Source organism: Mycobacterium sp. 48b, assembly GCF_048282725.1.
Taxonomy (GTDB): Bacteria; Actinomycetota; Actinomycetes; order Mycobacteriales; family Mycobacteriaceae; genus Mycobacterium.
Genome location: NZ_JBLVUL010000001.1, coordinates 1,438,282 through 1,458,493, shown reverse-complemented (window position 1 = coordinate 1,458,493; position 20,212 = coordinate 1,438,282). Strand labels below are relative to the sequence as shown.

Annotated in this window: 20 protein-coding genes; 6 read left to right on the top strand and 14 right to left on the bottom strand. The window is 66.9% G+C overall.

Going from position 1 to position 20,212, the window contains the following annotated elements; translation table 11 throughout:
* Nucleotides 1–4: 4 nt before the first annotated feature.
* The 12 genes from ACNQR1_RS06675 to ACNQR1_RS06620 form a co-directional block, all read right to left on the bottom strand.
* The gene (locus ACNQR1_RS06675) at nt 5–490 is read right to left on the bottom strand and encodes a mammalian cell entry protein (RefSeq protein WP_418044922.1); all 486 of its coding nucleotides are present in this window, start codon (nt 488–490) and stop codon (nt 5–7) included.
* The gene (locus tag ACNQR1_RS06670; protein WP_418044920.1) at nt 490–1,182 is read right to left on the bottom strand and encodes a mammalian cell entry protein; all 693 of its coding nucleotides are present in this window, start codon (nt 1,180–1,182) and stop codon (nt 490–492) included. Before ACNQR1_RS06670 ends, ACNQR1_RS06675 begins: the two co-directional genes overlap by 1 nt.
* Nucleotides 1,182–2,882, bottom strand: coding sequence for an MCE family protein (locus tag ACNQR1_RS06665; RefSeq protein ID WP_418044918.1), 1,701 nt, complete (start codon nt 2,880–2,882; stop codon nt 1,182–1,184). The genes ACNQR1_RS06670 and ACNQR1_RS06665 overlap by 1 nt, the downstream gene beginning before the upstream one ends.
* Nucleotides 2,882–4,078: an MCE family protein gene (locus ACNQR1_RS06660; RefSeq protein ID WP_418044917.1), complete on the bottom strand. Its 1,197-nt coding sequence runs from the start codon at nt 4,076–4,078 to the stop codon at nt 2,882–2,884. The genes ACNQR1_RS06665 and ACNQR1_RS06660 overlap by 1 nt, the downstream gene beginning before the upstream one ends.
* Nucleotides 4,075–5,475, bottom strand: coding sequence for a virulence factor Mce family protein (locus ACNQR1_RS06655; RefSeq protein WP_418044916.1), 1,401 nt, complete (start codon nt 5,473–5,475; stop codon nt 4,075–4,077). Before ACNQR1_RS06655 ends, ACNQR1_RS06660 begins: the two co-directional genes overlap by 4 nt.
* Nucleotides 5,472–6,530: a virulence factor Mce family protein gene (locus tag ACNQR1_RS06650; RefSeq protein ID WP_418044915.1), complete on the bottom strand. Its 1,059-nt coding sequence runs from the start codon at nt 6,528–6,530 to the stop codon at nt 5,472–5,474. Before ACNQR1_RS06650 ends, ACNQR1_RS06655 begins: the two co-directional genes overlap by 4 nt.
* Entirely contained in the window at nt 6,523–7,569 is a 1,047-nt protein-coding gene (locus ACNQR1_RS06645) for an MCE family protein (RefSeq protein WP_418044914.1), read from the bottom strand. The genes ACNQR1_RS06650 and ACNQR1_RS06645 overlap by 8 nt, the downstream gene beginning before the upstream one ends.
* A 31-nt stretch (nt 7,570–7,600) precedes the next feature.
* Nucleotides 7,601–8,806 (bottom strand): MCE family protein, encoded by a 1,206-nt coding sequence (locus ACNQR1_RS06640; RefSeq protein WP_418044912.1) that lies wholly within the window; start codon nt 8,804–8,806, stop codon nt 7,601–7,603.
* A 15-nt stretch (nt 8,807–8,821) separates the two neighbouring features.
* On the bottom strand, nt 8,822–9,664 hold the full coding sequence (locus tag ACNQR1_RS06635) for an ABC transporter permease (RefSeq protein ID WP_029110320.1): 843 nt from the start codon (nt 9,662–9,664) through the stop codon (nt 8,822–8,824).
* Nucleotides 9,665–9,692: 28 nt separating this feature from the next.
* On the bottom strand, nt 9,693–10,457 hold the full coding sequence (locus tag ACNQR1_RS06630) for an MlaE family ABC transporter permease (protein WP_003879810.1): 765 nt from the start codon (nt 10,455–10,457) through the stop codon (nt 9,693–9,695).
* 272 nt (nt 10,458–10,729) lie between these two features.
* Nucleotides 10,730–11,638: a 3-oxoacyl-ACP reductase gene (locus tag ACNQR1_RS06625; protein ID WP_418044910.1), complete on the bottom strand. Its 909-nt coding sequence runs from the start codon at nt 11,636–11,638 to the stop codon at nt 10,730–10,732.
* Between the two features lie 38 nt (nt 11,639–11,676).
* Nucleotides 11,677–11,868, bottom strand: a complete 192-nt coding sequence (locus ACNQR1_RS06620) for a ferredoxin (protein WP_036391771.1) — start codon at nt 11,866–11,868, stop codon at nt 11,677–11,679.
* A gap of 164 nt (nt 11,869–12,032) precedes the next feature.
* Here ACNQR1_RS06620 and ACNQR1_RS06615 point away from each other — a divergent pair, with 164 nt between their 5' ends.
* The 4 genes from ACNQR1_RS06615 to ACNQR1_RS06600 all read left to right on the top strand — a co-directional run bounded on the left by ACNQR1_RS06615 (nt 12,033) and on the right by ACNQR1_RS06600 (nt 16,884).
* On the top strand, nt 12,033–13,214 hold the full coding sequence (locus ACNQR1_RS06615; protein ID WP_418050298.1) for an acyl-CoA dehydrogenase family protein: 1,182 nt from the start codon (nt 12,033–12,035) through the stop codon (nt 13,212–13,214).
* Nucleotides 13,215–13,227: 13 nt separating this feature from the next.
* On the top strand, nt 13,228–14,325 hold the full coding sequence (locus tag ACNQR1_RS06610) for an acyl-CoA dehydrogenase family protein (RefSeq protein ID WP_418044908.1): 1,098 nt from the start codon (nt 13,228–13,230) through the stop codon (nt 14,323–14,325).
* A 2-nt stretch (nt 14,326–14,327) separates the two neighbouring features.
* Nucleotides 14,328–15,839, top strand: coding sequence for a long-chain-fatty-acid--CoA ligase FadD17 (fadD17, locus tag ACNQR1_RS06605; protein ID WP_418044906.1), 1,512 nt, complete (start codon nt 14,328–14,330; stop codon nt 15,837–15,839).
* 70 nt (nt 15,840–15,909) lie between these two features.
* Nucleotides 15,910–16,884, top strand: coding sequence for an NAD-dependent epimerase/dehydratase family protein (locus tag ACNQR1_RS06600; protein WP_418044904.1), 975 nt, complete (start codon nt 15,910–15,912; stop codon nt 16,882–16,884).
* On the opposite strand, the gene ACNQR1_RS06595 is transcribed toward ACNQR1_RS06600, so the two are convergent.
* Complete coding sequence (locus ACNQR1_RS06595; protein ID WP_418044903.1) at nt 16,870–17,424, bottom strand: TetR/AcrR family transcriptional regulator; 555 nt, start codon at nt 17,422–17,424, stop codon at nt 16,870–16,872. The two genes, ACNQR1_RS06600 and ACNQR1_RS06595, sit on opposite strands and share 15 nt — an antisense overlap.
* Before the next feature lie 42 nt (nt 17,425–17,466).
* Here ACNQR1_RS06595 and ACNQR1_RS06590 point away from each other — a divergent pair, with 42 nt between their 5' ends.
* Nucleotides 17,467–18,192 (top strand): DUF6597 domain-containing transcriptional factor, encoded by a 726-nt coding sequence (locus ACNQR1_RS06590; protein WP_418044902.1) that lies wholly within the window; start codon nt 17,467–17,469, stop codon nt 18,190–18,192.
* Here ACNQR1_RS06590 and ACNQR1_RS06585 read toward each other — a convergent pair.
* Nucleotides 18,129–18,524: a VOC family protein gene (locus ACNQR1_RS06585; RefSeq protein WP_418044900.1), complete on the bottom strand. Its 396-nt coding sequence runs from the start codon at nt 18,522–18,524 to the stop codon at nt 18,129–18,131. The genes ACNQR1_RS06590 and ACNQR1_RS06585 overlap by 64 nt on opposite strands.
* Nucleotides 18,525–18,651: 127 nt before the next feature.
* Between ACNQR1_RS06585 and ACNQR1_RS06580 the strand changes: the two genes are divergently transcribed.
* A complete protein-coding gene (locus ACNQR1_RS06580) occupies nt 18,652–20,205 on the top strand; it encodes a succinic semialdehyde dehydrogenase (RefSeq protein ID WP_418044898.1) in 1,554 nt (517 codons plus the stop codon).
* Nucleotides 20,206–20,212 lie beyond the last annotated feature (7 nt).

Sequence of the window (20,212 nt, the reverse complement as noted above, 5' to 3'; positions counted from 1 at the left end):
CCGGCTAGACCGGGTTGATCCCGTTGATCAGCCAGTTCCCGCCGATCTTGCGGTAGTCGACCCGCAGCCGGCTGCCGTCGTACAGCGGCTGGCGGGACTGGTCGGTCACCGTGCGGTTCATGTAGACCAGCACCGATCCCGATTCGCGCTCTGCGGTCATCACGCCGACGCCGACGACACTGATCTGGACCACCAGCTGACGCTTGCGGGCCTCGGGAATCACCTTGGCCGTGGCGTCCTGCTCGAACTTCTGCCGGAAGTCCGGGGCCAGCAGCGGAAAGGTCTCCGACAAGCTGCGCTCGACGGTCTGATAGTCGTAGCCGAACACCTTGGGGATCTGGTCGGCTGCCACCGCGGGCAACTCGGCTCTGGTGGCCTCCTGGCCCCGCTGCAACACGCGGTTCCAGTAGAGCGAGCCACCGATGCCGGCGAAGGCGACGAAGGCCACCGCCAGCAAGCCGATCAACAGGCCAGTGAGTTTAGAGCGCATCAGTTTCCACCGTCGGGGTACTTGAGGTCGTATCCGGTCATGTGGCCGTTGTCGTCCTCGTGCACGATCACCCGCAGCCGGTAGGGCCGGGTCGGTGAATTGACGCCGTCCATGTCGGCGACCGTGACCCGCACGGCCACCAGCACCGAGGCGTTGCCTGCGATCTCGTCCACCTTCTCCAGCGCCGCACCGTTCACCACGGCCTCCGAGCTGGCCTGCGTGTCGCGGAACAGTGCCTTGAGGTTGTCGGCGTTGTTGCCCTGGCTCATCATGTCGCGCAGCGGGCCGCTCGTGCCGTCGATGAAGCGGCTCACGCTCTCGTCGATGGTGTCCTGGGTGTAGCTGAACATGTTGATGACGGTCTGCTTGCCGGTGTCGACGAAGCGCTCGTTGCGGGCCTGCACGTCATCCACGGCCCGTTGCTGACCGAGCATCACATACCCGAGCCCACCCAGCGCCGCCGTCCCGAGGCCGAGTGCCACGGCCGCCACCAACGCCACCAGCCTGCCGTGGGCACGGCGCCGGGGTGGCGGCTTCAGCGGTGTCAGCTTCGGTGCCTTGGGCGCCGTCGTGGTCGACGAATCGACCGCCACGGTGGCTGTCGTCACCTCGCCGCCGGCCCCGGTCGGGCCGGCCGCCCTGGACGCGCGCCTACGCGCCGGCCTCTCGTTCGAGGCCGTTTCTTCCGTCATCAAGCCTGCCTTGGATCCAGCATCAGGTCTACCCAGGTCTCCGCGGGTGCCAGATTGTCGGCGCCGGCTGCATACACACCGGTGCCTCCATCGGCGTCAGCGAAGACCCCACTGTGCTGATCGTAGGTGCCGATCCCGGGAGCGCTGGCCAGAGGTGGTGCCTCGGCCGGCAACGGTGCATCCGGAGCGGGAGCCGGGGGTGCCGGCGCGGGTCCTGCCTCGGGTGCTCCCGGAGGCGTCCGGCCGTACGGCGGCACGATCTGGTCCGGCGGCGCGAAGTACGGCCACGGCGGCGGCGGGGTGCCCGGCTTGTTCGGCGGCACCGGCAGCGGGAAGGGCGCGTGCGGCGCCGGACCCGGCCCCGGCTCGACACCCGGCGGCAACTGCACCACCGGCGGCCCCGGATCCGGATCGACCTGCGGCGGGATGTTCGGGAACTTGTTGGGCGGCAGGATGTTGCGCCCGTCCTCGATCGGCGTGCCGTACGGGACCGGCGGCCCGCGCCACGGGTTGGAGCCCACCGGGATGTAGCCGTTGGGGTCGCGGCACAACTGGATCGTGGGTGCCCGCTTGCCCGGGAACTCCTGGCACGGGTAGTTGCGCGCGCCACGCACCACGGCCGGGTCGTTCTGTGCGGTCTTGCAGTACATGTCGGTCGGCAGATCGCGCAGGGTCAGATCGGCCGGGGACCGGGTCTGCGTCGGCGGGAGGAATCCCGTCAGGCACGGTGGCGCATCGCCGAGGTCGACCTTGAAGTCGAGCTTGCCGCCCTCGTCGACGGGCACACCGCCGGCCACCGTGTTCAGCGCCGCCATCAAGGCCGGGAAGATCACCAGCGCCTGCTCGAGCGACTTGCTGTAGATCACGCCGATCCGGCCGAAGTTGGCCAGGTTGGCCGCCAGCACCGGGAACGTCGGGCGGATACCGCTGAACGCGGTGTTGGCAGCCTCGGTGGCGCCGGGAACGGTCTTGAGGGTGGTGCGCAGCTGCGGGTCGGCCTTGTTCACTTCGCCGGTGAACCGGGCCAGCCCATCGGCCAGCGACCGGATGTTGTCGCCGCTGCGCATCTGCGCCTCGAGGAACGGCCCGGCCTGGTCGATCAGCTGGGTGGTCTCACCGGAACTGGCGTTGGCCTCGTCGATCAGCAGGCGCGATGACTCGATGAGCCGGGCCAGTTCGGGACCGGACCCGTTGAATGCCTTGAACGTCTCGCGCAGCAGATCCTGCAGTCGGCTGTTCCCGATGCTGCTGACCAGCGTGTCCGCCTCGTGCAGCATGCCGGCGATGTCCTGACCGACCCGGGTGTTCTGCTGGTCGATGGTCGCGCCGTTGCGCAGCTTGTCGGTCGACGGGGACTCCGGCGGAATCAGGTCGATGTACTGCTCGCCGACCGCCGAAACACTCTTGACCGTGGCGGTTACGTTGTTCGGGATCGCCGTGCTGCTGTTCAGCTGCATCTTGGCGACCACACCGTCGGGGGCCAGGCCCACCGAATCCACCCGGCCGACCGTCACGCCACGGTAGGTCACGTTGGCGTTCTCGTAGATCCCGCCGCCGGTGACGAAGTTGGCGTTGACGTTGTATGTGCCGATACCCACGGCAGCAGGCAGGTGCAGGTAGAACAGCGAAATCGCACCGACGGTCAGGACGGTGACGACCCCGAAGATCATCAACTGCATACGGGTCAGCCGATCGATCATTACGGCTTCTCCTCGTGCTGGGTGGCAGTTCCGGCAGGGATCTTGAACGGGTCGGCAGCCTGTCCGGACAGGTTGGCCATCTGCCCGGTCAGCCAGTCCGGCGGATTGATCACCTCATCGAGGTGCTTCATGTTCGGGTCGAACCCGCCCGTGGTGAAGATCGACTCGCCGAACCGGCGCAACGTCAGGTCGAAGGTGACGAACACGTTGAGGTAGTCGCCGCGGACCGCGTTGCGCAGGTACCTGTAGTGGAACGGGAAGGTGGGCAGGAACTCCAGGTCCTTGATGAAATCGTCGGCGTTGTCGTTGAACGCCTTGATCACCGGATAGAGATCCTTGATGTCGGCCGCGAAATCGTCCTTGGTCTGAGAGAGGATCCGCGAGCCCACCTCGGCGAAACCGCGCAGCGCGGTGAACGCCTCGACGATGTTGGACCGGTTGTCGTTGAGCACCTTCAGCGCCCCGGGCAGCGTGTCGAGCGTGCGGCCCAGGTTGTCCTTGCTGCGGGCGAGGATCGAAGCGAAGCGGTTCAGCCCGTCGGCCGCGGCGATGATGTCGTTGGTCTGCTGATCCAACGATGCGGTCAGCTCGGCCAGGCGCGGGATCAACTCGGCGAAGCTTCCGGCCCGTCCGGCCACCGCGGCATAGGCCTCGTCGGTGATGTCCTGCAGCGCACCGAGATTGCCCTTGTTCACCACCATGCCGAGCGAGGACAGCACTTCCTCGGTGGTCGGGTAGCGGCTGGTCTGCGACAGCGAGATGTTGGAGCCCTCGCCCAACTTGCCCTGCGGCGGTTCGTCGAGCGGCTCGGACAGCTGCACGTGCTGAGAACCCAGAAGTGACGTCTGGGCAACGCGCGCAACGGCATTCGCCGGAAGCTTGACGTCACCGTCCAGCGACAGCTGCACCGCCGCGTAGAAGGTTCCGTCCGGACGCTGCATGGCGTCCAGGCCGGACACACTGCCCACAGTGACGTCGTCGACCATCACGGGCGAGTTCTGCGGGAGGGTCGCCACATCGGGCAACTCCACCGTCACCGTGTAGGACCCTTTCCCGTGCCCTGCGGTGCCGGGCATGTTCAGGGAGTTGAGTCCACCGAACTGGCAGCCGGCGAGCAGCATCGCTCCACTGCCGATCGCCAGCGTGCGTCCACCGAACCGGGATGCCTTACCCCTCAATGCTTTACCCCTCATCATCCGCCGGCACCAGCCTCAGCAGGAGCGGGTGCAGGTTCGGGTGCGGCAGGCGCGGCCACAGGCCCGGGCGCCGGACCGACCCCTGTACCGGGTGCGGGTGCGGGTGCATCCGGCGGCAGGATCAACGAACTCAGCGTCGCGTCGTGCGGGATCTGCGGCGGCGTCACGCCAGGGTTGTTCTGCCACTGCAGGTACGGGACCGGGGTCTCCGACTTGGCCTCGGTCTCCGGGGTGTCGTAGATGATCTGTCCCTTGTAGGCCGTGATGCTGTTGACCGGGTGGAACAGCACCGGCGGGTAGTTCATCGTGATGCGCCGCAGCACCGGCCCCATGCGCTGCCTGCAGATCTCGGCGCGCTTGTAGTTGTCCGGGTTGGCACCGATGTCGAAGGTGCCACCGCAGATGAACTGCGTCGGGTTGGCGAAGTTGGGCAGTGACAGCAGACCGCCGACGGTGCCCTGGGCCGGGTTGTAGATGTTGTAGAAGTTGGCCAGGCCGTTGGGCGTGACGTGCAGGATCTGCTCGATGTCGTCACTGTGATCGGTCAGGATCTGGGTGAAGTCGGCCAGCTTGCCCACCTGGGCGATCAACGCATCGTTGTTCTCGTTCAGGAAGCCCCGGACGTCGCCCAATGCCTGGTTCAGGGTGGACAACGTCTGATCGAGACCGTTGGAGCTGTCGGCCAGTACCTGCGACACCGATGCCACGTGATTGGTGAACTGCACGATCTGCTCGTTGCTGTTCGACAGCGCATTGACGAGAACCTGCAGGTTCTTCACCGTGCCGAACAAGTCGGTGCGGGAGTCACCCAACCGGCCGGCGGTCTGGGACAACTCACGCAATGCGTTGCGGAAGGAGTCGCCGTTGCCGTCGAACGTGGTGGCGGCCTGGTCGACGAACGCCGCGATCGGTCCCTGGACCGAGTTGGCCTGCGGCCCGAGCTGCGAACTGAGCTGGGTGAGTTGCTCTTTGACTTCGTCCCACTCGACGGGAACGCCGGTGCGGTCCAGCCCGATCGATGCACCGTCGGCAATCACGTCACCTTCGGTGTAAGCCGGGGTCAGCTGAATGAACCTGGCCGACACCAGGTTCGGCGAGAGGATCAGCGCCTTGGCATCGGCGGGCACCTTGATGCCCCGGTCGAGGGTCATCTCGACCTTGACGTCCGAGGGCCGCGGCTCGATCGAGTCGATCGTGCCCACCGGCACGCCGACGATCCGCACCTCGTCGCCCGGGTACAGCCCGACCGCGTTGGTGAAGTACGCCGTGAGCTTGGGACCCGTCCGCGACGGCCACACCTGGTACACACCGACCGCGAGAACAGCCAGCAGCAGGACAGCCAGCCCGATCCGCAGCCACCTGTTGCGACCGGACGACACCGAATTCTCTTGGGTCATGGCGATTTCGGCCTAACGATCGTGCGTTCGGAGATGTAGCCACGCAGCATGTCGGCGAGGCTGTCGGGCAGCTTCCCCGGCTGGAAGTAGGTATCGAGCAGCACCTCGGACATGGACGCAGGCGGCAGGCCGTACAGGTTGATGTTGAAGCCCGGGCCGTTGCCGACCACCTCGGCGAGCGTCGTCGCGTACGGCGGCAGCCTGCGCAGCGCCTCGCCGATGTGCTCCTTGCGCTCCAACAGGTTGTCCATCACCAGGTTGAGCTTCTCGAGCGCCGGCTTGAACTCCTTGCGGTTGTCGGCGACGAATCCCGAGAGCTGCCTGGACACGTCGTCGATGCCGGCGATCAGGTTGCTCAGCGCCTGCCTGCGCTCGTCGAGCGCGGCGAACAGCTGATTGCCATCGGTGACCAGCTGATTGACCTGGCCCGCGCGCGATGCCAGCAGATCCGACACCCGCTTGGCGTGCTCCAGCAGTCCCTCGAGGGCCTCATCGCGCTTGTTGATGCTGCGCGACAGGTTGGCCACACCGTCCAGCGCGCCCCGCAACTGCGGCGTGGCATCGCGCAGCGTGTCGGTCAGGGTCTGGAGGGCCTGCTCGAACTTGGGCTTGTCCAGTTCGGAGACGTTCTGCCCCAGGTCCTGCAGGGCCGTGTTGAGCGTGTAGGGAGTCGTGGTGCGCCCCAACGGGATCACCGTCGACGTCCCGCTGCCCTTCGGCGTCACCGACAGCGACTTCTGGCCGAGCACGGTTTCGGTCTTGATCGCCACCAGTGACTGGTCACCGATCTTGATGTTGCGATCCACGGTGAAGCTGACCTTGGCGGTGTCGCCGGCCAGCGCCACCCCGGTGACCTTGCCGACCGCGATGCCGGAGACGTTGACGTCGTTGCCCGGGTCGATCCCGCCGGCGTCGCTGAAGTACGCCTCGTACTTCTTGCCCTGCGGGAAGAAGGGAAGCCCGGTGTAGCCGAAGGACACCAGCACCACACATGCCACCAGGGCGATCCCGAAGATCCCGGTCCGTAGCGCTGTGTCGCCGTCGCGCTTAGCCATTCTCCGAACACCTCCCCTTCGACGGGTCCGGCGGGCCGCCGAACGGAATCAGAATGTCGCTGCCTGCCGGACCGTTCACCTTCATCCGGATCGAGCAGTAATAGATGTTGAAGAACGAGCCGTAGGCGCCGAGTCCGTTGAGCCGCAGGTAGTTCTCGGCCAGCGGTTCGATGACCTTGTTGACGTCGGCCTTGCGCTCATCCATCCGCTGCGCGAACGGGCGCGCGTTCTCGATGACGGCCTGCAGTGGACGGCGAGACTTGTCCAGCATGTCGGTCAGGTCGTTCTCGGCCGAGGCCAGCGGTGCGATGGCACCGGCGATCGGGTCGCGTCCCTCGGACAGGCCGGAGATCAGCTTCTGCAGTTCGTCGACACTGCTGTCGAACTGCGTGCCCTTCTCGTCCACCGTGCCCAGCACCGTGTTGAGGTTGGTGATCACGTCACCGATCAGCTGATCCCGCGCGGCAAGGTTCTGGGTGAACGCGCTCGTGCTGGTCAGCATGTTCGCCAGGGCTCCGCCCTGGCCCTGCAGCATCTCGATGATCGCGTTGGAGATCTCGTTGACCTTGTTGCCGTCAAGGCCTTTCATCACCGGCCGCAGTCCACCCAGGAGTGCGTCGAGGTCCAGTGCCGGCTGGGTGTTCTGCTGCGGGATGGTGGCTCCTGGCGGGAGCTTGCGCAGTTCGCCTGGGCCGGAGGTGATCTCCAGATACCGGTCGCCGACCAGGTTCTCGTAGCGCACCTTGGCCTGGCTCGACGTGTAGAGCTGGTAGCGCTTGTTGACCAGGAACCTCACGTCGACGGTGTTGTCCTGGTTCAGCTTCACGTCCTTGACGGTGCCGACCGGAACACCCGCGATGCGGACGTCCTGGCCGGCCTTCAGCCGCGAGGCCTGACTGAACGTGGCGTGATAGCCGTTCTCCGAGGCGAACCGGAACTCGCCGAACACCACCACCAGCAGCGCCGCGACCAACAGCATGGCGACGGTGAAGATGCTGACCTTGAGCAGGGTCCGGTCTTTACGCGCACTGGACGCCATCAGTGCCCTCTGTTCTTCACGCAAGCGCTCATCAGAAGCGATCCCTCTCCGCGAACGCGCCGTTGAACAAGAACTGCAGGGTCGCCGGGGCGTCGAACTGCACCTCGGTGTTCGGCTGGAACGGCACGTAGGCGTTGTCGGTCACCAGGAACGGCGAGTGGTACCAGCTACCACCGAACTGCTTCGACGGCACATCCGGCAGGCCACGGCAGTTGGGGCCGCCCGACGCGTTCACGATCGGCAGGCTCTCCGGATAGGTGTACGCCGGGGCGCCGGGCAGGAAGTTCGACGACACGAACAGACCGGGCCGGATACCACCGATAATCGGGGCGAAGCGGTCCACGCCGACCGATACACCCTTGAGCACGCAGCCGATTTCGGGTGAGTAGTCGCTGGCCACCTTCAACGGGGCCCGCAACCGCTGAATGGCGGCGATGTAATCGTCGGCGGCCGGCTGCAGGCTCGCCGTGCCGTTGTTCGCCAGACCGGTCGCGGCCAGCAGGGTGGCGTTGAGGTTGGTCTTCTCGTCGACGATCGTCTTGTTCAGCGCGGGCACGTTGTCGATGATCCTGGCCAGGTCCGGCCCGGCATCACCGTAGATGTTGGCGACCGCGGCGGCCTTCGCGAAGTCGTCGCGCAGGGTCGGCAGCTTCGGATTGATCTGTGCGAGATAGCCGTTGAGGCCGGTGAGGGCGGCACCGAGGTCGTCACCGTGGCCGCGCAGACCTTCGCCGAGCGCGGTGAGCGTGGCGTTCAGGCTGACCGGGTCGATCTTGTTGAGCACGTCCGACAGCGTCTGGAAGAGGGTGTTGACCTCGAGCTGCACGTCCTTCGCAGCCACGGTGCTACCCGGGCGCAGCGACGTCGGTTGAGGCTCTGCGGGCGGCTGGAACTCCACCGACTTCGCACCGAAGATCGTGTTGCCCGCGATCCGCACGGTGGCATTGGACGGGATGTAGCGCATCTCGCCGCGCTTGATGGACAGCGTCAGCTTCGCCTCGCTGCCGGCGTACGCGATGTCGGTGACCTTGCCGATCTGGATGCCGCGGTACTTCACCTTGGCGTCGCGTTCCATCACCAGGCCCGCCCGCGGCGCGGTCAGGCTGACGGTGTCGGTCGGCGTGAAGGCCGCTGTGTAGGACAGGTAGGTGAAGACCACTGCGGCGGCCACGATCGCTGCCAGGATCGCAGCGGCGATCCTGACATGACGGCGGTGCTTGGACGGTTCGTCTGCCATGGGAATTCCTGCCACCTACCCGGAAAGGTTGAAGTTGCCGGACGCGCCGTAGACGGCCAGGGAGATGAACAGCGTGATGGTGACGACGACGATCAGTGAGGTGCGCACGGCCTGGCCGACCGCAATACCCACACCGACGGGACCGCCGGATGCGTTGTAGCCGTAGTAGGTATGCACCAGCATCACCGCGATCGCCATCACGATCGCCTGCAGGAACGACCACAGCAGGTCGCTGGGTATCAGGAACGTATTGAAGTAGTGGTCGTACAGACCTGCCGACTGACCGTTGATGAACACCGTGGTGAACCTCGCGGCGAAGAACGCGGCCAGCACCGACAGGGAGTACAGCGGCACGATCGCGATCAGGCCGGCCAGCAGCCGGGTGGAGACCAGATACGACACGGCATGCACCGCCATCGCTTCGACGGCATCGATCTCCTCGGCCACCCGCATCGCGCCGAGCTGGGCGGTGGCGCCCGCGCCGATCGTGGCGGCCAGGGCGATACCGGCGATCACCGGTGCCACGATGCGCACGTTGAGGAACGCCGACAGGAAGCCGGTCAGGGCCTCGATACCGATGTTTCCGAGCGACGAATAACCCTGCACCGCGATCACGCCGCCGGAGGCCAGGGTGAGAAAGGCCGCAACGCCGACGGTGCCGCCGATCATCACCAGGGCGCCTGCACCCATGGTCATCTCGGCTACCAGGCGGATGGTCTCCTTGCGGTAGCGGTTGATGGCGTTGGGCAGGTACCGCATGGTCTCGCCGTAGAACAGCGCCTGCTCGCCGACGGTGTCGACGACCTTGGGCACGCCGCGGAACAGCCGGCGGAAGCGAAGTGTGGCGTCATAACTCATGGCAGTCTCTTCTTCGCGCAAGCGCTCATCAGCGCACCAGCACTCTCACACCAATGGCCGTCATGATCACGTTGATCACGAACAGGCAGATGAAGGCGTAGACCACCGTTTCGTTCACTGCGTTACCGACACCCTTCGGGCCTCCTTTGACGGTCAACCCGCGGTAGCACCCGACCAGGCCGGCCACCACGCCGAACAGCAGTGCCTTGATCTCGGCCAGCACGAGCTCGCCGAGCCCGGTCAGCACCGTCAGGCCGTTGATGAAGGATCCGGGGTTCACGCCCTGCAGGAACACCGAGAAGACATAGCCACCGGCCAGGCCGATCGCGCAGACCAGGCCGTTGAGCAGCAGCGCCACGAAGGTCGAGGCCAGCACGCGGGGCACGACCAGCCGCTGGATGGGGTCGATGCCCAGCACCCGCATGGCGTCGATCTCTTCGCGGATGGTGCGGGCACCCAGGTCAGCGCAGATCGCCGTGGCACCCGCGCCGGCCACCACCAGCACGGTCACCACCGGACCGAGCTGGGTGATGGTGCCGAAGGCGGTGCCTGCACCGGACAGGTCGGCGGCGCCGATCTCGCGAAGAAGGATATTGAGGGTAAAGGCGACCAGGACCGTGAACGGGATGGCAACCAGCAGGGTCGGCACCAGCGAGACCCGGGCGATCATCCAGGTCTGATCCAGAAACTCTTTGAACTGGAACGGTCGACGGAACATCTTGGCGAAGGTGTCCAAGGACATCTCGACGAAGCCGCCCACGGCCCGGGCCGGAACCGCAAGCTGTTCGATCAACCTGGGCTCCGTTCTCGGGGGTACTTAGGTGGGGGAAATTCCGCGGGTACTCGCGATAGCGAAAGTTTGACGGCCACGTGACGTAGCCGCTCTCCCACCCCTTGGTCTTACGGTGCTCTTAGTGAGCCGGATCATACTAACTAGAACATGTTCGCAGTGTCAAAGAATTCAAAATCCTCATGTCGGACGCCGTTTTTGCAGCTCAGGTCGTCCCACACTGACCTCAGGTTGGAACACGTTCTACTTGCGTTGAGCGACGGTCAACGAGACCGTCAGTCTCGTGAATCCATCAGCTCAGTGGCCGAGAATCCACGTCCCAGGTCACGATCAGCAAAGTAATCGTGCAACGTCCCGCTGAGCTCTGCCGGGTTCCAGGCGTCGGAGTCCGCAGTGAAGTGCTTCTCCGCTGTGGGCGGCGCGACCAACGTGACAGTTGGACCATAGACGATGAACAGCTGACCGTTGACGGCTTCGGACGCCGGGGCGGCCAGGAATCGGACAAGGGTCACGACGTGGTCGGTCGACAGCGGGTCGACCTGACCTTCGGGTGCGTCGCCGAAGACACCTGCGGTCATGGCGGTCCGGGCCCGCGGCGCGATCGCGTTGGCCCGCACACCGAAGCGCTCCAGGGCACGGGCGGCCGACACCGTGAGCGCGGTGATGCCCGCCTTGGCGGCGCCGTAGTTGGGCTGGCCGACCGGACCGGACAGCCCGGCCTCCGACGAGGTGTTGATGATCCGGCCGTAGACCGTGCCGTCCCCCGCCTTGGCCTTGTTACGCCAGTAGACGGCGGCATTCCGGGTCAACAGGAAGTGGCCACGCAGGTGGACCGCGATGACGGCGTCCCACTCCTCGTCGCTCATGTTGAACAGGATCCGGTCGCGGGTGATGCCCGCGTTGTTGACGACGATGTCCAGGCCGCCCAGACCGTCGGCGGTGGCGACCAGCTCGTCTGCGGTCGAGCGCGCACTGATGTCGCCGGCAACGGCCACGCCCTTGGAGCCGACGGCCGCGATCTCGTCGAGGACGTCCGAGGACTCCAACGCGCCGGCCATGTCGTTGACCACCACGGTGGCTCCGGCCTTGGCCAGGTCGACGGCTTCGGCGCGGCCCAACCCTGCGGCCGCACCGGTGACCACCGCTACTTTTCCGGACAGATCGATCTGAGCGTCGCTGGTCATTTCGCTCCTCGCGTGCGCGGCATCATTTATGAATACCTCTAGTCTTTTCGGATCAGGGCTGCCCGGGGGCATTCGGCGATGGACTGCTCGGCCAGATCCTCCTGGTCGGCAGGCACCGGATCGGACTTGACCACGGCATAGTCGTCGTCATCAAGATCGAACAAATCGGGGGCAATACCCACGCACACCGCATTGCCTTCGCAGCGATCACGGTCCACTTCAACTCGCATGGCGACCTCCTCACAACGTGTGTACGCACGGGGCTGCGTGCGCGCAGCCACAGAATACGACCACACCTGACGGATACCAGTCCTGCACCGGCCTGGATCATAAGACTAGAACGTGTTACAACCAGGTGAGAAGTCAGGTCTATCAAGCAGTGAGGATGCAGCGGATGCGGATCGGTTACACCCCCGAGCAGGAGGAGCTGCGCCGCGAGTTGCGCGCGTACTTCTCCAAGTTGATGACGCCCGAGCGCGTCGAGGCACTCAGCTCGTCCGAGGGCGAGATGGGACGCGGCAACATCTACCGCGAGACCGTCGCCCAGATGGGCAAGGACGGCTGGCTGACCCTGAACTGGCCCGAGGAGTACGGCGGGCAGGCGCGTACCCCCATGGAGTCGCTGATCTTCACCGACGAGGCCGCGATCGCGGGCGCGCCGGTGCCGTTCCTGACGATCAACAGCGTCGCGCCGACGATCATGCACTTCGGCACCGAGGAGCAGAAGAAGTTCTTCCTGCCCAAGATCGCCGCAGGCGAGCTGCACTTCTCGATCGGCTATTCCGAGCCCGGCGCAGGAACCGACCTGGCCGCGCTGCGGACCACCGCGGTGCGAGACGGCGATGACTATGTGGTCAACGGCCAGAAGATGTGGACCAGCCTGATCGCGTACGCCGACTATGTGTGGCTGGCCGTGCGCACCAACCCCGAGGCCAAGAAGCACCGCGGCATCTCGATGCTGATCATGCCGACCACCGCCGAGGGCTTCTCCTGGACGCCGGTGCACACCATGTCCGGCGTCGACACCAGTGCCACCTACTACCAGGACGTCCGCATACCGGCCACCAACCTGGTCGGTGAGGAGAACGCCGGCTGGAAGCTCGTGACCAACCAGCTCAACCACGAGCGGGTCGCCCTGGTGTCGTCCCAGCCGATCTACGTCGCGTTGGACGGGGTCCGCGAGTGGGCCCAGAACACCAAGGACGTGCACGGCAAGCGGGTCATCGACTCCGAGTGGGTGCAGCTGAACCTGGCCCGGGTGCACGCCAAGGCCGAGGTCCTCAAGCTGATCAACTGGGAGCTGGCCTCCGCCGAGGACGGCGCGCCTTCTCCGGCGGATGCGTCGGCGGCCAAGGTGTATGGCACCGAGCTGGCCACCGAGGCCTACCGCCTCCTGATGGAGGTGCTCGGCACCTCGGCGACGCTGCGCCCGGACAGCAAGGGCGCGCTGCTGCGTGGCCGCATCGAGCGGTTCCACCGGTCGGCACTGATCCTGACCTTCGGCGGCGGCACCAACGAGATTCAGCGTGACATCATCGGCATGGTCGCGCTCGGCCTGCCCCGAGTGAACCGGTAAGGACGGCACACCAATGGATTTCAAGACGACCGAAGAGGCCGCCGACCTGGGTGGCCTGGTGCGCACGATCACCGAATCGGTGTGCACACCCGAACGCCAGCGTGAGCTCGACGGGCTCGAGCAGCGATTCGACGCCAACCTGTGGGCCAAGCTGGTCGAGGCCGACGTCCTGTCGGCCGCGGCTCCCGAGTCGGTGGGCGGCGGTGGCCTGGGCGTGCTCGAGCAGACTGCCGTCCTGACCGCACTGGGTCGCCAGTTGGCTGCCGTGCCCTACCTGGATTCCGTGGTGCTGGGCGTGGGCGCGCTGGCCGCGTTCGGGTCGGAGGAACTGCGCACCCAGTGGGCTGCGCCCGCGGTGGCCGGCGACAAGATCCTCGCGGTGGCCCTCGACGGCGAGATGGGTCAGGGCCCGGTGCAGGCGCAGGCTGACGGCTCCGCGTACAAGCTCACGGGCTCTCGCACCCAGGTGAACTACGGGCCGATCGCCGACGCGTTCCTGGTTCCGGCCGAAACCGAGTCCGGTGTCAGCGTTTTCCTGGTCACCAAGGACGATCCCGGTGTGACGGTCAGCGCGCTGAGCACCACCGGCAAGGGCAGCGTAGCGCTCCTGGAGCTGCAGGGCACCACCCTGGACGCCGCCCGCCTGGTCGGCGGCGCGGAGGTCGCACAGTGGCTGAACACGTATGCGGCACTGGGCCACAGCGCCCTCCAGCTCGGCGTGCTGGAGCGGGCGCTGGAGCTGACGTCCGAGTACGCCCGTGAGCGCGAGCAGTTCGACCGGCCGATCGGCAGCTTCCAGGCCGTGTCGTCCCGGCTGGCCGACGGCTACATCGACGTCAAGGGCCTGCGCCTGACGCTGACCCAGGCGGCGTGGCGGTTGTCCGAGGACCTGCCCGCCGACATCGATGTCGCCAGTGCCGCGTTCTGGGCTGCCGAGGCCGGCCACCGCGTCGCGCACACCGCGGTGCACGTGCACGGTGGTGTCGGCATCGACATGGACCATCCGGTGCACCGGTACTTCCTGGCCGCCAAGCAGACCGAGTTCGGTGTCGGCGGGGCAACCGGGCAGCTGCTGCGCATCGGCCGCGAACTCGCCGACACTCCGGTCTAGGGATGGGGGGTCCAACCGCCGGGCCGACGGTCACCGAGCTGCTGCTCCCGCTGGCCGAGGTCACCGACCGTGGCCTCTACCAAGAGGATTCGTTCGTCAGCTGGGCCGACCACATCGCCGCCGGTGCACAACTGGCCGCGGCGCTGCGGGCCCGGTTGGACCCCTCCAAACCCCCGCATGTCGGGGCACTCCTCGGTAACACCACGTTCTTCTCCAGCCTGCTGGTGGCAGCGGGCCTGGACGGGCTGGTGCCCGTCGGGCTCAACCAGACCCGGCGCGGCGAGGCGCTCGCCCGCGACATCGCCAAGGCCGACTGCCAGCTGGTGCTGGCCGACAATCCCGACGCGGTGCCGCCCGGGGTGGATTTCATCGACGTCGAATCAGCCGACTGGGCAGCCGAACTCGCGTCATATCGGGACACCCCGGTGACGTTCGCCGACCTGTCGGCCGACGACCTGTTCATGCTCATCTTCACCTCGGGAACCAGTGGCGACCCCAAGGCCGTGCGGGTCACCCATGACAAGGTGGCATTTCCGGGCCGGATGCTGGCCGACCGCTTCGCGCTGGGCCCGGCCGACACCGTGTACCTGTCGATGCCGCTGTTCCACTCCAACGCCATCATGGCCGGCTGGGCCGTCGCCGCCGCGGCCGGTGCGTCGATCGCGTTGCGGCGCAAGTTCTCCGCCTCCGGCTTCATGCCCGACATCCGGCGCTTCGGCGCGACCTACGCCAACTACGTCGGCAAACCGTTGTCCTACATCCTGGCCACCGAACCGGCACCGGACGATGCCGACAATCCGTTGCGGATCCTCTACGGCAACGAGGGTGCGCCGCGGGACCTGGGCCGGTTCGCCGAGCGGTTCGGGGTCACGGTGGTCGACGGATTCGGTTCCAGCGAGGGCGGTGTGGCGATCGCCCGCACCCCCGACACCCCCGAAGGCGCCCTCGGCCCGCTCACCGACCAGGTGGCGATCGTCGACGTGGACACCGGGGAGCCGTGCCCTCCCGGAGTGGTCGGCGAGTTGGTGAACCCGACCGGTGCGGGATGGTTCCGCGGCTACTACAACGATCCCGACGCCGAGGGTGAGCGGATGGCCGGCGGCGTCTACCACACCGGCGATCTGGCCTACCTCGACGAGAACGGGTTTGCGCACTTCGCCGGGCGCCTCGGCGACTGGATGCGAGTCGACGGCGAGAATCTGGGAACTGCGCCGATCGAACGAATCCTGTTGCGCCATCCCGATGTCGCCGAAGTCGCGGTGTACCCCATCCCCGACCCCGACGTGGGCGATCAGGTGATGGCCGCGCTGGTGCTCACGGCAGGCAAGCCGTTCGACATCGACAGCTTCGGGAAGTTTCTTCACGACCAACCCGACCTGGGACCCAAGCAGTGGCCGTCGTATGTGCGGGTCGGTGCCGGGTTGCCGCGTACCGAGACGTTCAAGGTGATCAAGCGCCAGTTGTCGGCCGAGGGCACCGGGTGCGCGGACCCGGTCTGGCCGGTCCCCCGCTAGCCCCGTACCTGCACGGCACCCATGCGAACCATTTCGATACCATTGGCATCGAAACATGGGAGGCGTCAGCATGCACATCGCAGTGACCGGGGGCACCGGCTATCTCGGGGCCCACACCGTCCGGGGCCTGCTGGCCGCGGGCCATCGGATCCGCCTGCTGGTCGCACCGGGATGCGGTGACGACGAGGTGATCGGCCACCTCGCCGCGCTCGGTGAGATGTCGGTGCTCGAAGGCGACATCCGGGACGGTGGCACCGTCACGGATCTGCTGTCGGGGTGCGACGCCCTGATCCATGCCGCGGGCATCGTCGGCACCGACCGCCGGCGTGAGCAGTTGATGTGGGAGATCAACGCCCACGCCACCGAGGCCGTCCTGAACCGTGCCGTCGAGGCCGGGCTCGATCCCATCGTCTCGGTCAGCAGCTACAGCTCACTGTTCCCGCCGCCGAACGGCGTGATCTCCGCCGACACCCCGCCTGCACCGGGCCGCAGCCCCTACGCCCAGACCAAGGCCTATGCCGATCGGGTGGCCCGACGCCTCCAGGACGGCGGGGCCCCGGTCGTGGTCACCTATCCGTCGAGCGTGGTGGGCCCGGCCTACTTCACCGCCGCCGGAGTCACCGAACGCGGTTGGGCACCGATCGCCAAGGCCGGCCTGGCACCCCGGATGACCGGCGGCATGCAGATGATCGACGTGCGCGACGTCGCGCTCGTGCACGAACGGCTGATGGCGCCCGGGCGCGGACCCAAGCGCTATGTCTGCGGCGGCGTGATGGTGTCGTTCAACGAGATGATCGACGTGCTGGAACGGGGCGCGGGCCGCAAGATCCACCGAATCCCCTTGTCGGCGAGTCTTTTCCGCGGCATCGGCTGGTGCTCGGACCTGCTCGGCGGGGTGCTTCCGCTCGGCGACGGGATCAGCCACGAGGCAGCGCTGCTGCTCACCGCCGCGACCCCCACCGACGACGCGAGCACGCTCGCCGATCTGGGCATCGAGGCGTGGCGTTCGCCGCAGGACGCCATGCTGGCCTCATTCGGCCGGTGACACCCCCAGGGCCTGGCTGAGCAGCCGCACCAGCCGCTGCTGAAGCTCGGGCGAATCGTCGTCGGCGGCCACCGTTGTGGTGAACAATGCCGCCCCGGCCGCCATGGACAGCACAGCCTTCGCGTCCGATTCCGTCCCGTATCCCCTGGCCGCGAACAGCTCGATCGCCGGCCCACTGAACCCGTCCCACAGCGCTTTCCGCAGCGCGACGTTCTCCCGCAGCGCCAGCAGCAGCCCGGGCACCGCCTCGCTCACGTCGGGACGGCTGAACAGCTGATGACTGCCGCGGACCACCCACGCGATCCAGCCGGCCAGGTCAGTGCCGGAAAACGGTGACATGTCGGGCGATTCGCCGAGTATCGCGTGCAGCACCAGTTCGGCTTTCGACGACCACCGCCGGTTCAGGCTGGATCGGCCCACCCCGGAACGTGCCGCGACCAGCCGGACGCTCAGGTCGTCCCAGCCCACCTCGACCAGCAGCTCACGCGTGGCCGCGAGCACCCGCTCGTCGATCGACGTGTCGCGTGGTCGCCCGGCCATTCCCCGATTCAACCGCATGGTGGCGCGGGTAGCGTCGGAGACGTGGGCTACCGCGAACACCGTCCGCCGCCACGCCTCGGCGAGCTCGTGGAGTGTCGGTGGGTCAGCACCGACACGGCTCAACCCCGCCGGATACTGCCCGACGGCTGCATGGACCTCATCCAGATGGACGACAGGATTGTCGTGGCCGGCCCCGACACCACTGCGTTCATCGCCACGGGCAGCTGTGATCCGGTGCAGGGGTTGCGGTTTCGGCCCGGGGCCCTGCCTCGCCTGCTCGGCGTCCCGGCTGCCGAGCTGTGCAACACCCGGGTCGACGTGAGTGAACTGCGCAGGGTCAACCGGGGTGGCTCACTCGAAGAGCTCGCCGAAGCACTGGCCTCGGAGCCGCCCCGGACCGAGACCGCGCCGTGGCCGCTGCCGGCACTACGCGACGTCACCCGCCGGCTGGCTGCCGGAGAGTCGGTCGCTGCGACAGCACGCCATGCGGGTTGGTCGAACCGGACCATGCAACGGCAATGCGCGGCGGTCTACGGGTACGGGCCGGCGACGCTGCGCCGCATCCTGCGGTTCCGGCGGGCAGTCGGGCTGATCGGCACCGGCCTGAGCACCGGCGCGGTCGCCGCGCAGGCCGGCTTTGCCGACCAGCCTCACCTGCACCGCGAGGTCCGTGCCCTGGCCGGGGTGCCGTGGCATCAGCTCCGTCAGCTTCCCGACGCTGCGAACAGGTCCACCGAGGTCCCGTCGGGATCTACGACGGTGGCATAACGCTGCCCCCATGGCGCGTCGAACGGCTTGAGCGTCCCAGGGTGCCCGGCAGCGGTGAGCCGCTCGTAGAGCTCGTCGACGTCGGCGGGTGCGTCGAGGCCGAACGCCAGCGCGACCCGGCCGGGGCCGGTCGGGGGCGTCCAGCCGGGGTGCATTCCGGCGATCACCTCCTCGGTGTCGAACGCGAGACGGTTTCCGCCCGGCAAAGCCACCTCGACGTGCGGCCCGTCCGGCTGGGGCACCGCCAGGCCGAGGAGTCGGTAGAAATCCAGGGATCGGGGCAGGTCTTCGGTGACGATCTCGATGACCGCCGAGTTCAGGTTCAAGGACATACCCGCAGGTTAAGGCGCTTGCCCATGCTCAGTCGTGAACAGATCGGACAAGCTGTGCCTTTGTCGGACTGCCGGTACCGAGTAGGTTGACCATGACTATTAGTTACTTGCCAGTAGGGAGTCTCCGATGCCTGCTCCGTCCGCTGCCGACTTCGCTCGACTGCGCGCGCTCGTCGCCATCGACGACGTCGGCGCCCGGCAGTCCAAGCCGATCGAAGAGGTGTTCACCGGCAAGGAGCTGACCACCATTCCGGTCGGCACTGCCGAAGACGTGACCGCGGCGTTCGCCAAAGCTCGCGCCGCGCAGGCCCTGTGGGCCAAACGCCCCGTCAAGGAACGCGCCGCCGTCATCGAGCGCTTCGGCGAACTCGTGGCCGGCAATCGCGACTTCCTGATGAACGTGGCCCAGGCCGAAACCGGCAAGGCCCGTTCGGCTGCGCAGGAAGAGATCGTCGACATGATCCTGAACTCGCGCTACTACGCGCGCGAGGCGACGAAGCTGCTCTCCCCCAAACGCGTGCAGGGCCTGTTGCCCGGCATCGTCAAGACGGTCGTCAACCATCACCCCAAGGGTGTCATCGGGGTCATCTCGCCATGGAATTACCCGATGGCCCTGTCGATCTCGGACTCCATCCCGGCACTGCTGGCCGGCAACGCCGTGGTGGTCAAACCCGACAGCCAGACGCCGTACTGCACGCTGGCCAATGCCGAATTGCTCTACCAGGCGGGCCTGCCGCGCGAGGTGTTCGCAGTTGTTCCCGGGCCGGGTTCGGTGGTCGGCACCGCGATCGTCGAGAACTGCGACTATCTGATGTTCACCGGCTCCACCGCGACGGGCCGGTCCCTGGCCGAGCAGTGCGGGCGCCGGCTGATCGGCTTCTCGGCCGAACTCGGCGGCAAGAACCCGATGATCGTCACCAAAGGCGCCAACCTGGACGTGGCCGCCAAGGCCGCGACCCGGGCCTGCTACTCCAACGCCGGGCAGCTGTGCATCTCGATCGAGCGGATCTACGTCGAGCGGGACGTCGCCGACGAGTTCACCGCCAAATTCGGCGAGCAGGTGCGCAACATGAACCTGGCGGCGACCTACGACTTCACCGCCGACATGGGCAGCCTGATCTCAGAAGATCAGATCAAGACCGTCTCCGGCCACGTCGACGACGCAAAGGTCAAGGGCGCCACAGTGGTTGCCGGCGGCAACCCGCGCCCCGACATCGGCCCGCTCTTCTACGAACCGACCGTCCTGACCGGTGTCACCGACGAGATGGAATGCGCGCGCAACGAGACGTTCGGCCCGCTCGTGTCGATCTACCCCGTCGACTCGGTGGAGGAGGCCATCGCGAAGGCCAACGACACCGAGTACGGCCTGAATGCCAGTGTGTGGGCAGGCAGCAAAGCTGAGGGCGAGGCGATCGCGGCCCGGATCCAGGCCGGCACGGTCAACGTCGACGAAGGCTACGCCCTGGCCTGGGGCAGCACCGCGGCCCCGATGGGCGGCATGAAGGCCTCCGGCGTCGGGCGGCGGCACGGCGCCGACGGGATCCTCAAGTACACCGAGTCCCAGACGGTCTCCACGGCTCGGGTGATCAACCTCGATCCCCCGCTGGGCATTTCGCAGACGTTCTGGCAGAAGGCTCTGACCCCGATGATCAAGGCGGTGCAGAAACTGCCCGGTCGCTAGAGCGACG